The sequence below is a fragment of the Streptomyces sp. Alt3 genome, assembly GCF_030719215.1.
GTDB lineage: Bacteria > Actinomycetota > Actinomycetes > Streptomycetales > Streptomycetaceae > Streptomyces > Streptomyces glycanivorans.
Genome location: NZ_CP120983.1, coordinates 2,665,294 through 2,678,984, shown reverse-complemented (window position 1 = coordinate 2,678,984; position 13,691 = coordinate 2,665,294). Strand labels below are relative to the sequence as shown.

The 13,691-nt window shown below is 72.8% G+C and carries 9 protein-coding genes; 5 read left to right on the top strand and 4 right to left on the bottom strand.

The features are described from left to right. Position 1 precedes the first annotated feature (1 nt). The 4 genes from P8A20_RS11255 to mce form a co-directional block, all read right to left on the bottom strand. Entirely contained in the window at positions 2-1,009 is a 1,008-nt protein-coding gene (locus P8A20_RS11255; RefSeq protein WP_147959534.1) for an ATP-binding cassette domain-containing protein, read from the bottom strand. An 89-nt stretch (positions 1,010-1,098) separates the two neighbouring features. After that, a complete protein-coding gene (locus P8A20_RS11250) occupies positions 1,099-2,037 on the bottom strand; it encodes a coiled-coil domain-containing protein (protein ID WP_147959535.1) in 939 nt (312 codons plus the stop codon). Positions 2,038-2,216: 179 nt separating this feature from the next. After that, the gene (scy, locus tag P8A20_RS11245; protein WP_306103438.1) at positions 2,217-6,011 is read right to left on the bottom strand and encodes a polarized growth protein Scy; all 3,795 of its coding nucleotides are present in this window, start codon (positions 6,009-6,011) and stop codon (positions 2,217-2,219) included. A gap of 243 nt (positions 6,012-6,254) precedes the next feature. Then, positions 6,255-6,683 carry a methylmalonyl-CoA epimerase gene (gene mce, locus P8A20_RS11240; protein ID WP_147959537.1) on the bottom strand — a complete coding sequence of 143 codons (429 nt, stop codon included), beginning with the start codon at positions 6,681-6,683 and terminating at the stop codon, positions 6,255-6,257. A 134-nt stretch (positions 6,684-6,817) separates the two neighbouring features. Here mce and P8A20_RS11235 point away from each other — a divergent pair, with 134 nt between their 5' ends. From P8A20_RS11235 to P8A20_RS11215, 5 genes are all read left to right on the top strand, one after another. Further along, positions 6,818-8,020 (top strand): acetyl-CoA C-acetyltransferase, encoded by a 1,203-nt coding sequence (locus P8A20_RS11235; RefSeq protein ID WP_147959538.1) that lies wholly within the window; start codon positions 6,818-6,820, stop codon positions 8,018-8,020. A gap of 28 nt (positions 8,021-8,048) precedes the next feature. After that, on the top strand, positions 8,049-9,011 hold the full coding sequence (gene meaB / locus P8A20_RS11230) for a methylmalonyl Co-A mutase-associated GTPase MeaB (protein WP_147959539.1): 963 nt from the start codon (positions 8,049-8,051) through the stop codon (positions 9,009-9,011). 147 nt (positions 9,012-9,158) lie between these two features. After that, on the top strand, positions 9,159-11,462 hold the full coding sequence (locus tag P8A20_RS11225) for a serine/threonine-protein kinase (protein WP_147959540.1): 2,304 nt from the start codon (positions 9,159-9,161) through the stop codon (positions 11,460-11,462). After that, a complete protein-coding gene (locus P8A20_RS11220) occupies positions 11,459-13,069 on the top strand; it encodes a serine/threonine-protein kinase (RefSeq protein WP_261988653.1) in 1,611 nt (536 codons plus the stop codon). The genes P8A20_RS11225 and P8A20_RS11220 overlap by 4 nt, the downstream gene beginning before the upstream one ends. Continuing rightward, the gene (locus tag P8A20_RS11215) at positions 13,005-13,685 is read left to right on the top strand and encodes an outer membrane protein assembly factor BamB family protein (protein ID WP_442811978.1); all 681 of its coding nucleotides are present in this window, start codon (positions 13,005-13,007) and stop codon (positions 13,683-13,685) included. The genes P8A20_RS11220 and P8A20_RS11215 overlap by 65 nt, the downstream gene beginning before the upstream one ends. Positions 13,686-13,691: the final 6 nt, after the last annotated feature.

Here is a 13,691-nt window from a genome sequence, read left to right as displayed (position 1 = left end):
CTCACACCCCCGTCGTACGGTCGCCGGCCGTGTCGCCGGGCTGCTGCTGGTTCCACTGCTCGCCCCACTGCGGGCCCGCGGGCGGTGGCGGGGCACCGTCGCGGTCGGAATGGGCGTGGTACTCCACGGAACCCGCCGTCATCTGCATGAAGGCCTCCTCCAGGGAGGCCCGCTGGGCACTGAGCTCGTGCAGCACGATCCCGTGCCGGCCGGCGAGCTCCCCGAGCCGCTCGGGTGTCTCGCCGTCGATCTCCAGCGTCCCGTTGCCCGACTCGACCGCGACGACGCCCTCCGTGTGCAGCAGATCGCGCAGCCGCTCCTGTTCCGGTGAACGCATCCGCACGAAGCTCCGGGAGTTCCTGTGGATGAAGTCGGCCATCGAGGTGTCCGCGAGCAGCTTGCCCTGACCGATGACGATCAGGTGATCCGCGGTCAGCGCCATCTCACTCATCAGGTGCGAGGAGACGAAGATCGTCCGGCCTTCCGCCGCGAGCGTCTTCATCAGATTCCTGATCCAGTGGATCCCCTCCGGGTCCAGCCCGTTGACGGGTTCGTCGAACATCAGGATCTCCGGGTCGCCGAGCAGCGCCGCCGCGATGCCCAGCCGCTGGCCCATGCCGAGCGAGAAGCCCTTGGACTTCTTCTTCGCCACCGCGCTCAGGCCGACCGTGTCCAGCACGTGGGAGACCCGGCTCGCCGGGATGCTGTTGCTCTGGGCGAGACACAGGAGGTTGTTGTACGCGCTGCGCCCGCCGTGCATCGACTTGGCGTCCAGCAGGGCCCCGATGTGCTTGAGCGGTTCCTGGAGGTCGCGGTAGTGCCGGCCGTCGATCCGGACCGTGCCGCTGGTCGGGTTGTCGAGGCCGAGCATCATCCGCATGGTCGTGGACTTGCCCGCCCCGTTCGGGCCGAGGAATCCCGTCACCATTCCCGGTCTGACCCGGCATGACAGATGGTCGACGGCAACCTTGTTGCCGAAACGTTTGGTGAGGCCGTCGAGCTCGATCATGCGCTCACGCTAGAACGGCCGCGCGCCCGGCGCCACCACAAAGGCGGAACCGGGCGCGCAAGCGGTACAGCTGATGTACGTAACCCTGCTCAGCGGGTCTGCTGGGCGGGGACCCCACGGGTGGCGGACTCGTCCTCGGCCGGGGAGCCGGCGGCGGCGACCGCGGCACCCGTCAGCGTGGCCAGCATCTCGCGGACGTTGGTCAGCTGGGCGTTGATCGAGTCGCGGCGGTTGGTGAGCGCCGCCAGCTCGCGCTCCGACTCGCTGCGGATCCGGTCGGCCTTGGCGTTCGCGTCGGCCACGATGTCCTCGGCCTGGCGCTGAGCGGTCTCCACCGTCTGGCGGGCCCGGCGCTCGGCGTCCGTGCGGAGCTTCTCCGCCTCCAGGCGGAGCTGCTCGGCGCGGTGCTCGATCTCGGCGAGGCGCTTCTCGGCCTTCGCCTGACGGGACGCGAGGTCGCGCTCCGACTGCTCACGGCGCTTGGCGAGGTTCGTCTCGAAGTCCGCGGCGGCCTGGGCGGCCTTGGCGCGGGTCTCCTCGAAGAGGGCGTCCGCCTCCTCGCGCTTCTGCTGGGCGTCCTTCTGGGCGTCGGAGCGCAGCGTGGTCGCCTCGCCCTTGGCCTTCTCGACGATACGGACGCCCTCGTCCTCGGCCTTCGACTTGCGCTCCGCGGCGAAGGTCTCCGCGTCGTTGCGCACCTGCTGGGCGGCCGACTCGGCCAGCTCGCGGTGCTGCTCGGCCGCGCGGCGGGCCTCCTCACGCAGGTCCTTCGCCTCCTCCTCGGCGAGGCGGAGGATCTTCTCGACGCGCGCGCCGAGCCCGGCGTACGACGGCTCGGCGTCGTTGACCTGGGCCTGGGCGTTCTGCGTCTCGAGATGGAGCTCCTCGATGCGCTTTTCCAGAGAGGTGATGCGGGCGAGCGCGCTGTCACGGTCGGCGACGAGTTTGGTAATGCGGTCGTCCACCTGACCGCGGTCGTATCCACGTCGCACGAGCTCGAAGCCGAAGGGGGAGGAAGGGTCGCTCATGGGGTTCCTGTCGAATGAGACCGGTGAGGTGTTAGAGGGAATCCTAGGGGCCTGAGCGGCGTGTCAACGTGAAGATGCCGCTTTGGTATGGAGAATGACACCCCTTTTGAGTGGCTGACCCCCGGAGGGCTTGTGATCCGAAGGGTTGAATGTTCATGGCGAAATACATGAGCCGGCCGCTACCCGTCCGACGCCTTGCCACCCGACCGGGTGCCCGCCGACGCACCGGCCTTGACGCCCGGGGCTCCGCCGCCCGACGCCTTGCCCGTTCCGCCCGGAGCCTCGAAAGATTCCAACGCCTCCAGGACGTCCTGGACACGGGAGATCTCCGTATTGATGTCCTCGCGCCTGCGGACCAGCAGGTCCAGCTCCCGACGGCCCTCGTCGACCATCTGCGTCGCCTCGGCCTCCGCGTCGGCGCGGAGCTTCTCGGCCACCCTGGTCAGCTCGGCCTTCTTGGTCTCGGCCTCCTTGAGGAGCGACTCGGCGCGCTTGACGGCGGCGATACGGACCTTGCTCGCCTCCGAATTCGCGTCCGACAGCAGCTCCTTGGCCTTGGCCTCGGCCTCCGCCCGCTGTTCCGTCGCCGCCTTCATCAGCTTGTCGACGCGCTCGCCGGCCGTCTTCATCTGCTCGGAGGTCTCGCGCCGGGCGCGCTCGTGCAGTTCCTCGATCTCCCCCTCGATCCGGGTCCTGAGCTCCTCCGCCCGCTCCCGGGTCGCGGTGGAGTCCCGGCGGGCGCCGACGAGCAGCTCGTCCGCGTCCGTACGGGCCCGTTCCACCAGGGAGTTGCCCTCGACCGTGGCCTCGGAGGTGATCCGGACGGCCTCGTTGCGGGCGGCGCCCACCATCCGGTCGGCCTGCTCCTCGGCCTCGGTGGCGGCGCGCAGCGCCTCCTCCTGAGCCTTCTCGACGAGCTGGTCGGCCTGTTCGGCGGCGTCCGCCCGGCGCTTGGCCGCGGACTCCCGCGCCTCGTCCAGCAGCCGGTCGGCCTCCTGACGGGCCTCCGCGCGCAGTTCCTCCGCCGCCGCCTCGGCGTCGGTACGCAGCCGCTCCGCCTCCTCGCGGGTACGGGCCGCGTGCTCCTGGGCAGCACCGACGGTCTGCGCCGCCTCCGCACGCAGCCGCTCCGCCTCGTCGGTCGCCTCGCCGACGAAGCGTTCCGACTGCTCGGCCGCCTCGGTACGGACGCGCTCGCTCTCGTTCGTGGCCTCCGCCATGAGGCGGTCGGCCTGGGCCGCCGCCTCGGAGCGGATGCGGTTGGCGTCCTCACGGGCGTCGGCACGGGCGCGTGAGGCGTCCTGCTCCGCCGACGCGAGGGCGTCGGAGGCCTCCGTGCGGACCCGCTGGCTGTACTCGGAGGTGTCCGAGCGCAGCTTCTCCGACTCGGCGATCGCCTCGGAGACGGTCCGCTCGGCCAGAGCCTTCGCGGCCTCCGACTCCTCGTGCGCGACCTGACGGATGCGGGTGGCGTCCTCGCTCGCCCGCTCCCGCTCGGCGTAGGCATCGGACCTGACCCGGTCCGCCTCCTCCTGCGCCTCGCTCTTCGTCCGTTCCGCCACGTGCTCGGCGGCGGACCGCAGCCCGGTGATCTCCTCCTCGGCCTGCTCCTGCAGCCCGGCGACCGAGTCCCGTACCTGCTGGGCGGTCTGCTCGGCGGCGGAGACCAGCTCCGCGGCCCGGCTCTCCGCCTCCTCGACCAGGCGCTGGGCCTCGGCCTGCGCCTCCTCGACGCGCTTACGGGCCGACGCGAGGAGCTCCTCGCTCTGCTCGCGGGCGCGCTCGCGCTCCTGCTCCGCCTCGGCGCGCGCGGAGCCGAGTGCCTCCTCGGCGGCGCGGCGCCGCCGGTTGGCCTCCTCCTGAGCCGCGGCCAGGGCCTCGGCGGCCTCCGTGCCGACCCGCTCGGCGGCGGCCGCGGCCTCGGAGCGCACCCGGTCGGCCTTCTCCTGCGCCTCGGTCTTCAGCCGCTCCGCCTCGGCGGCGGCCTCGCTGCGCAGCCGCACGGCCACGGTCTCGCCCTCGGCACGCGACCGCGCGGCGTCGGCGGCGGCCTCGGTCCGCAGGCGTTCGGCCTCGGTGGTGGCCTGCTCCTGGAGCGTGCGCACACGTTCGGCGGCCTCGGCGCGCAGCCGCTCGGACTCCTCGCCCGTCTCGCGGCGGATCCGCTCCGCCTCCGTGCGCGCCTCGCCGAGGGCCTCCTCGGCGGCGGTCACCCGGGACTCGGCCTCGGTGTGCAGCCGGGTCAGCTCCTCGGCCGCCTCGGCCTTGCGTGTCTCGACCCCGCGCTCGGTCTCCTCGCGCAGCTCCTCGGCCGCCTTCTCCGCCGCGGCGGTCAGGGCGGTCGCCTGTTCCTCGGCCTCGGCCCGCAGCTTCTCGGCCTCGGCACGGCTGCGTTCCAGCGCCTCCTCGGCCTGCTTGCGCAGGGTGGCGGCGCGTTCGGCCGCCTCGGTCCTGACGCGCTCGCTCTCGGCGTTGGCCGAGGTCCGCAGTTCCTCGGCGTCGGACTTGGCCTCGGTGAGCAGTTCCTCGGCGGTGCGGGCACCTTCCTCGAGCTGCTGGACGGCCTCGCGGCGGGCCTCGCCACGGATGCGCTCGCCCTCGGCCACGGCCTCGGAGCGGAGCTGCTCGGCCTCGCCGCGGAGCCGGCGTGCCTCCTCCTGCAGCTCGACGGTCTTGGCCCGGTACTCCTTGGTGTCGTCCTTGGCCGCGCCCTTGAGCTGGTCGGCCTGCTCGGCGGCCTCGCCGCGCAGCCGGTCCGCCTCGGCCTCGGCCTCACGGCGGATCCGGTCGGCCTCCTCGCCGGCGGCCCTGGTGGTCGACCGGGCGTCCTCGGAGGCCTTGGTCAGGACCTCCTCGGCGCTGCGGGCCGCCTTCGCGAGCTGGGCCGCGGCGTCCTCGGCGGCCAGTGTGCGGGCCTTCTCGGCGGCCTCGGCGACCACCCGCTCGGCCTTCGCGCGGGCGTCGACGAGGGCCTGCTCGGCCTCCTCCTTGAGCGTCTCGGCCTGTTCGGTGGCCTCGCCCACCAGCCGGGCGATCTCGGACTTGGCCGTACGGGTGCGCTGCTCGTTCTGCGACTCGGCGCCGGCCAGCCGCTTGGCCGCGGCCTCCTTCGCCTCGGAGAGGACCTTCTCGGCCTCGAGCCGGGCCTCGCGCAGCCGGGTCTCGGCCTCCTGCGTGCGCTGCTCGGCGGTGCGGTTCAGCTCCGCGGTCTGCTGGCGCGTCTGCTGGGTCTCGGCGGTGGCCGTCGAGCGGAGCTGTTCGGCGTGGCTGGTGGCCTCCTGGGCCTGGGAGGAGGCGGCTTCCAGCAGCCGCTCGGCGTCCCTGCGGGCGCGCAGCAGCGTGGCCTCGGCCTCGCCACGGGCCGACTCGGCCTCGGAGTTGAGGCGCCGGCGGGTCTCGTCGGCGAGCCGGGCCGTCTCGGCACGGGCGGCGGCCAGCGACTGCTCGGCCTCCGTGCGCGACTCGTCCAGCAGCCTGCGGGCCTGGGACTCGGTCCTGGCACGCAACTGCTCGGCCCAGGCGACGTTCTCGTTGACGTGCGACTCGACGGTCTGGCGCCGCTCCGCCAGTTCCTGGTCGAGCCGCTGACGCCGCTGGACCGCCTCGGCGTGCAACTCCGCCTGCAGACGGGCCTGGTGCTCCGCGTGCTCCTGCAGGATCCGCTGCGTCTGAGCCCTGGCCTCACGCAGCTCGCGCTCGGCGTCCGTGCGCATCTGCTCGGCCTGGATCTGGGCGTTCCGGAGCATCTGTTCGGCCTGGTAGCCGATGTCCGCGCCGTCGTGTGCGGGACGGGTCGCCAGATTGCGCCGTGCCTCGTGCAGCTTGGCGCGCAAGACCTCGACCTGGTAACCGAGGTCCTCGGCGTGCTGGACGGCCTTCTCCCGATCGGTCTTCAGCCGGTCCATCTCGGCTTCGAACCGCGAGAGATGGTCGTCGTCAGCTCGGTGGCTCTGCTGGCTCTCGTAGCCCCGCACTGCGCGGTCCCATCCTTCCCCGAGCTCTCAACGTCTTCCCCGAGCTCTCAACTTCGTTGGAGCAGGGGATGCCCCACTGAGCAGGGGAGACCCCAACCCTGGTCGCAATTCTCCGTACGGACACCGCTCGCAGGCGAGCGGTCCCCCGGGGAATGGTGACAGATCAGTGGTGAGGACGCGGCACGGCCCCGACCCGGCCCCGGCCCGGAACCGCCCACTCTACCGGGCCGGGTATCGGTCGGGTCAGTGCTCTTCGGCCGAGGTGACCAGTTCGGTCAGGACACCGTGGCAGTCCTTGGGGTGGAGGAAGGTGATCCGGGAGCCCATCGACCCGGTCCTGGGCTCGTCGTACAGCACCCGGACGCCCTTCCCGCGGATGTCGGCGGCCTCCGCGTCGACGTCCGCCGTCCCGAACGCGATGTGGTGCACGCCCTCGCCGTTCTTCGCCAGCCACTTGCCGACGGCCGAGTCCTCACGGGTCGGCTCCAGCAGCTGGAGGTAGGAAGCCCCGCCGTCGGAGGTGCCGTTGATCTTCAGCATGGCCTCCCGGACGCCCTGCTCCTCGTTGACCTCCGAGTGGTGCACCTCGAAGCCGTAGGTCGCGCGGTAGAACTCCACTGTCTTGTCGAGGTCGAAACAAGCGATTCCGATGTGGTCGATTCGCGTCAGCATGGAACCAGTGCAGCGCCCCGGGGATGGTTACGCAACGTGCGCGCGATCACACCGACAGCCGGATGACGGGCGCCGTACCGCTCAGTACATTCAGGTAAACCCTCGTTCACAACCAATCCAAGGGGCTGTGCCTCATGTCAGGAACGACCGGAACCACCTCAGTGATCGTCGCGGGCGCGCGTACGCCCATGGGCCGTCTCCTCGGCTCGCTGAAGAGCTTCTCCGGGGCCGACCTCGGAGGCGTGGCCATCAGGGCGGCGCTGGACCGTGCCGGGATCGGCGGCGACCAGGTCGAGTACGTGATCATGGGCCAGGTGCTCCAGGCCGGGGCAGGGCAGATCCCGGCGCGCCAGGCGGCGGTCAAGGCGGGCATCCCGCTGAACGTCCCCGCGCTCACCGTCAACAAGGTGTGTCTCTCGGGTCTCGACGCGATCGCCCTCGCGGACCAGCTGATCCGCGCCGGCGAGTTCGAGGTCGTGGTGGCCGGCGGCCAGGAGTCCATGACCAACGCCCCGCACCTGCTTCCGAAGTCCCGCGAGGGATACAAGTACGGTGCGGTCGAGATGCTCGACTCCATGGCGTACGACGGTCTGACGGACGCCTACGAGAACATCCCGATGGGCGAATCCACCGAGAAGCACAACACCCGCCTCGGCCTGTCCCGCGCCGACCAGGACGAGATCGGCGCCCTGTCCCACCAGCGCGCCGCCGCCGCCCAGAAGAACGGCGTCTTCGAGGCCGAGATCACCCCGGTCGAGATCCCGCAGCGCAAGGGCGACCCCGTCCTCTTCGCCAAGGACGAGGGCATCCGCCCCGAGACGACCGCCGAGTCCCTCGGGAAGCTGCGGCCCGCCTTCACCAGGGACGGCACGATCACGGCGGGCACCTCCTCGCAGATCTCCGACGGCGCGGCCGCCGTCGTCGTCATGAGCAAGGCCAAGGCGCAGGAGCTGGGCCTGGAGTGGATCGCCGAGATCGGCGCCCACGGCAATGTCGCGGGTCCGGACAACTCGCTCCAGTCGCAGCCGTCCAACGCCATCCGGCACGCCCTGAAGAAGGAGGGTCTCGGCGTCGAGGACCTCGACCTCATCGAGATCAACGAGGCCTTCGCGGCCGTCGCGGTCCAGTCGATGAAGGACCTCGGGGTCACCTCCGACAAGGTGAACGTGAACGGCGGCGCGATCGCGCTCGGTCACCCCATCGGCATGTCCGGCGCCCGTGTGGTGCTGCACCTCGCGCTGGAGCTGAAGCGGCGCGGCGGCGGTACCGGCGCGGCTGCGCTGTGCGGCGGCGGTGGCCAGGGCGACGCGTTGATCATCCGCGTACCGGGCAAGTAGTCACCGTACGAGCGAGCGAGGAGGCCGCGTGAAGGTGGACGTCCCCACCCTGGTCGAGCAGGCACGTGAGGGCAGGCCGCGTGCGGTGGCCCGGCTCATCTCCCTGGTGGAGGGTGCCTCGCCGCAGCTGCGGGAGGTGATGGCGGCGCTGGCACCGCTCGCGGGCCACGCCTATGTCGTCGGCCTGACCGGCTCGCCGGGCGTCGGCAAGTCCACCTCGACCTCGGCGCTGGTCTCCGCCTACCGGAAGGCGGGCAGACGTGTCGGGGTCCTGGCCGTCGACCCGTCGTCGCCGTTCTCCGGGGGCGCGCTCCTCGGCGACCGGGTCCGGATGTCGGAGCACGCCTCCGACCCGGGCGTCTACATCCGTTCCATGGCCACGCGGGGCCATCTCGGCGGCCTCGCGTGGTCGGCGCCGCAGGCGATCCGGGTGCTGGACGCGGCGGGCTGCGACGTGATCCTCGTGGAGACCGTGGGGGTCGGACAGTCGGAGGTGGAGATCGCCTCCCGGGCCGACACCTCCGTCGTGCTCCTCGCACCCGGGATGGGCGACGGGATCCAGGCGGCGAAGGCCGGAATCCTGGAGATCGGCGACGTGTACGTGGTCAACAAGGCCGACCGGGACGGGGCGGATGCCACCGCCCGCGAGCTCAACCACATGCTGGGCCTGGGGGAGTCCCGGGGGCCCGGCGACTGGCGGCCGCCGATCGTGAAGACGGTCGCCGCCCGGGGCGAGGGCCTCGACGAGGTGGTCGAGGCCCTGGAGAAGCACCGGGCGTGGATGGAGGAGCACGGTGTCCTGGCCGAGCGGCGCACGGCGCGTGCGGCCCGCGAGGTCGAGACGATCGCCGTGACCGCGCTCCGTGAGCGGATCGCCGACCTGCACGGCGACCGCCGGCTGGACGCGCTCGCGGAGCGGATCGTGGCCGGAGGCCTGGACCCGTACGCGGCGGCGGACGAGCTGGTGGCGGGACTCACCGGCGGGAACTGACGGGCTCCCGGGCGGCGTGCGGGCCGCCCGGGAACCGCCTCGGCCGCGTTCCGGGTGACAGCGCTCCCCGGCTGACGGGGCGTGAAAAGATGCCGCGCACGGGGCGCGTGCGGTACGTGTCCCTGGTCATGCACCTCGGGGGGACGCATGCTGGAGCCGTTGCGTGAGGACTCACCGAGACGTATCGGGCCGTACGCCGTTCTGGCCAGGCTCGGCGCGGGCGGCATGGGTGAGGTGTTCCTGGGGCTGCGGGACGGTTCCGGATCCGACGTGGCCCCCGTCGCCGTGAAGACGGTCCGCCGTGACGTCGCCCAGGATCCCGGTTTCCGGCAGCGCTTCCGCCGTGAGATCGCCGTGGCCCGCTCGGTCACCGGCCCGGCGCTGGCCCCTGTCCTCGACGGCGACGCCGAGACGGACGTGCCCTGGCTGGCCACCGGATATGTCGCGGGTCCGACCCTGTCGGCCGCGGTACGCCGGTCGGGTGCGCTGGACGAGGAAGTGGTCCGGCGGCTCGGCGCGGACCTCGCCGGGGCGCTGGAGACCGTGCACGCTGCCGGTGTCGTGCACCGTGACATGAAGCCCGGCAACGTCCTGCTCGCCGCCGACGGGCCGCGCCTGATCGACTTCGGGATCGCCCGCGGCGCGGGAGGCACCCCGCTCACGACCACCAGCCGGATGATCGGCAGCCCCGCCTTCATGTCCCCGGAGCACGTCGCGGGCAGCGGACGCGTGGTGCCCGCCTCCGACGTCTTCTGCCTCGCTTCCGTCCTCTGCTTCGCTGCCACCGGCCGTGATCCCTTCGGCGACGGTCCGGTCGCCGCGGTGCTGTACCGGGTCAAGTACGTCGAGGCCGACCTCGACGGAGTGCCCGACGCCCTGCGCGCCGTGCTCCAGGACTGCCTGGTGGCTGATCCTTCCGCCCGCCCCGCCCCGGGCGAACTGGCCGCTCGCCTCGCACCGGAGGGCTCCGTCCGGTGGTCCGCGCCGGTCGCGGCCCACATCGCCGAGTACGAGCGCGAGCTGGCCTCCGTACGGGAGCACGACGGACCGCTGCTGCCCGGACGCACACCGACCGAGGCGGCCACCGGCAGCCGGACACCGGTCGAGATGCTGCCCACGGAGGGGCCCGGGCTGCCGCCGGTGGCCGCACCCGCACGTCCCGTCCGCCGCCGTCGCGTCCTCGGTGCGGCCCTCGCCGTGGCCGTCCTGGCGGGCGCGGTCACGGGGGGCCTGCTGGCGTTCCGGGACGGCGGCGGTGGAGAGGGCGACGCCGACGGGCGCGGTCCCGCACAGGCGGGCCCTCCCGGCTGGAAGCCGTGGCGCGCCACCTTCAGCGGCACCCCGCTCGGCTGCGCGGCCGGCCGGGACGTGGTCGTCTGCCGCGCGTCGGACGGAACGTACGAGGCGCTCTCGGCGGCCGACGGCAAGAAGCTCTGGGATTTCGCCGCGGGCGAGGAACCGGGCGAGGCCGACGCGTACTACAGCCCGTCCGGGACGTTCTTCATGCCCAGCGGTTCCACCCGCCCCGTCGTCCACGGGGACTCGGTGTACTTCGCCACCGGTGACCATCTCCTCGCGGTCGACGCCAGGACCGGCACGTCCCGCTGGGAGGCCGAGGCCGGGGCCGCCCACAAGCCGTGGAGTTCGCCCCAGGCCGCGGACGGGCTGGTGTTCGCGGCCACCGGCGGTCTGCCCGAGGGGTCCGGGCTCGCGGCCTTCGACGCGCGCGACGGGACGGAGAAATGGCGGAAACCACTCGCGGGCGAGGATCTGGCCCAGGTCCAGAACGGTGATTTCTGGCCGATGGGCGTCCGCAGCGGGGTGGTCTACGCCGACAACGAGGAGGGGCTGCACGCCTTCCGCGCGAAGGACGGGGAGGAGGAGTCGGCCGGATGCCCTGAGGAGACACCGGCCGACTTCGCGGCCCACTGCCCGCAGCCCCAGGACGGTACGGACGAGGAGCTCCCACCGCCCGGAGTCGGCGAGGACGCGGTGGCGGTGGCGGAGAGCGACAGCATGACCGTCTTCAGGACGGGCATGGACACGGAAACCGAAGCCGTCGAAGACGACGAGGACTCCGAGTTCGTCGTCGTACGGAGTGACGACGGCACGGTGCTGGAACGCTACAGCCTCGGCAAGGACGCCGAAGCCCGCGAGGAGAACCCCGTCTCCGCTCCCGTCCTCGTCGACGACACCCTCGTCTGGGCGGACACCGACACGCTCCACAGCGTCGCGCTGGGCGGGGACACACCGGGACCGCTGCGCCGCACCCCGATCGAGGACGTACCCGTCCCCGCGATCGAGGAGCCGTACGACCCCGAGTCCGGTATCTCGCTGGGCAAGGAGAACCGGCCGCCCGAGCTCTTCCCGGCCGACGGGGTCGTCCACATCGTCTACCGGCACGGCATCGCCGTCTCGCTCGCGCTGCCCGGAGGAGAGTCCTCCTCATGATCGAACCGCTGGCTCCCGGCAGCCGCGCCCGGATCGGCCCCTACCGGCTGCTCGGGCGTCTCGGCGCGGGCGGGATGGGCGAGGTGTACCTGGCGCGGGCGGACGACGTCCCGGCCGCGGGTGCCGGATCGCTCGCCGGGCTCGTCGCGATCAAGACCGTGCTCCCCGGCCTCGACCTCGACGACGGCTTCCGCGTCCGCTTCCGGCGGGAGATCGCGGCTGCCGGTGCCGTGCGCGGCCCTCACTTCGCGGCACTCGTCGCCGGGGACGAGAGGGGCGGGACGCCCTGGCTCGCCACGGAGTACGTGCCGGGCCCCTCGCTCGCCGAGGCGGTCTCCCGCACCGGACCGCTGCCCGAGAGCGTGGTCCGTGCCGTCGGCTCGCGGCTGGCCCTGGCGCTGGCCGACATGCACGCCGTGCGGGTGCTGCACCGCGACCTCAAGCCGGGCAACGTCCTGCTGGGCGCCGACGGGCCGAAGGTCATCGACTTCGGGATCGCCCAGGCCTTCGAGGCCACCCAGTTGACCCGGACCGGGGTGGTGGTCGGCAGCCCCGGCTACATCTCGCCCGAGCACGTCAACGGCTCGACGGCGCTGGTCCCGGCCTCCGACGTGTTCTGCCTGGGCGCGGTGCTGGCCTTCGCGGCGTGCGGACGCGGCCCGTTCGACGATCCGGACATGGCAGCGGTTATCTTCCGGATCGCGCACGGCGAACCCGAACTCGGCCGTGTACCGGAAGGGTTGCGTGCGGTGATCGAGCGCTGCCTCGCCCCCCGCCCCGAGGACCGGCCGGCCCCGCACGAGCTTGCCGGTCTGCTCGCCCCCGGCGGTGTCGCGCGGCCCTTCCCATGGCACGGCGCGGTGCGGGAGCAGTGCGCCGCGCACACCGAATCGGCCCTGCGGTGTGCGGAGCCGGTGCCGGTTCCGGTGGTTCCGCCACCGCCGGCGGCTCCCCCCGCGCCACCGGCTCCCGCGCGTACCCGGCGGCGCCGCCCGCCCGTGGTCATGGCCGCGATCGCGGTGGTCTGCGCGGTGCTCGGGGCGGTGTTCCTGCCGGGGCTGCTCGAGGGTGACGGCGGCACCGGCGATCCGGCCGCTGCCCGGCCCGACGGACCTGCGTCCTCGGCGGCGGCCCTGGCCGGGCCCACGGTCGTGCCCGGGGCGGACTCAGCCCGCACGGGCGACTTCGGGGCACGCGGCGCGGACCTGGCCGCGCGGCCGGCCGGCTGGAAACCCTGGACGACCGGCGAACACGTGGGGGAGTACGGCTGCCTGCTGTCGGCCGGGACCCTGGTCTGTTCCGGCGAGCGGGGAGTCACCGCTCTGGACGCGGCGAAGGGCACCGAACGCTGGAACGTCCCGGAGGAGTCCGGGCCGGGAAACGGCAAGGGCGGCCGATCGGTCGTGACGGCCGTTGACGGCACGGTGTACGCCTTCGTGCAGGGCGCCCTCGTCGGGCCTGCGTCTGACCGACGGCAAGGAGGTGTGGCGGCGTGCGGTGCCGGGCGGCGCGCCGGGCGCGGGCGCGGTGTACTCGGACGGAGTGGTCTTCTATGCCTCCGGGAGCGGCTCGGCGGGCCGCCTGACCGCCCAGCAGATCACCGGTGAGGAGAAACCGGAGAAGTGGGCCGTCGAGTACGCCGGGTCCGACGCCACCCTCCTGGCCGGGGACGGCCGGGTGGTGGCCGTGGGGAGCGGCATCCAGGTCTTCGACGCCAGTTCGGGCAGGAAGCTGCCGGGAGTCGGTGAGGAGGACACGGAGTGCGCCCATCCCCTGCTCGTGGACGGTGATCTGATCTGCGTCGCCCGGGACGGCCTCACGGTGACGGACACCTCCGCCCCCGGCGGCCGCCGCAGCCTGGCCGGAGGAATGGCGGGCGCGATGAAGCCGGCCGTCACGGCGGACGGCACGGTGGTGGTCTCGGCGCCCGGTGAGGTCCGGGCGTTCCGGCTCCGTGACGGCGAGGAACTCTGGTACCACGTCGACACCCTGCTCGACGAGAAGGCGGGGAACGTCTCGATCGTGGGCGACCGGGCGTTCGTCCACGAGGCCATCACGGTGACCCCCTACGATCTGGACGGCAGCGGCGAGAACCCTCCCGGCGCGGGCAAGCTCTTCGACATGCCCATCGGCGGTACACCGCCCTCCCTGATCGCCCACGGCGACGCGTTGTTCCTCGCCTCGCCCGACGACGGCAGGGTCCTGTCCGGCTTCGCGCCCTGAGACGGA

Excerpts from the sequence above, each read along its gene's own strand:
- P8A20_RS11255 (WP_147959534.1), bottom strand. The coding sequence starts at position 1,009 with ATGATCGAGCTCGACGGCCTCACCAAACGTTTCGGCAACAAGGTTGCC.
- P8A20_RS11250 (WP_147959535.1), bottom strand. The coding sequence starts at position 2,037 with ATGAGCGACCCTTCCTCCCCCTTCGGCTTCGAGCTCGTGCGACGTGGA.
- mce (WP_147959537.1), bottom strand. The coding sequence starts at position 6,683 with ATGCTGACGCGAATCGACCACATCGGAATCGCTTGTTTCGACCTCGAC.
- P8A20_RS11235 (WP_147959538.1), top strand. The coding sequence starts at position 6,818 with ATGTCAGGAACGACCGGAACCACCTCAGTGATCGTCGCGGGCGCGCGT.
- P8A20_RS11225 (WP_147959540.1), top strand. The coding sequence starts at position 9,159 with ATGCTGGAGCCGTTGCGTGAGGACTCACCGAGACGTATCGGGCCGTAC.
- P8A20_RS11220 (WP_261988653.1), top strand. The coding sequence starts at position 11,459 with ATGATCGAACCGCTGGCTCCCGGCAGCCGCGCCCGGATCGGCCCCTAC.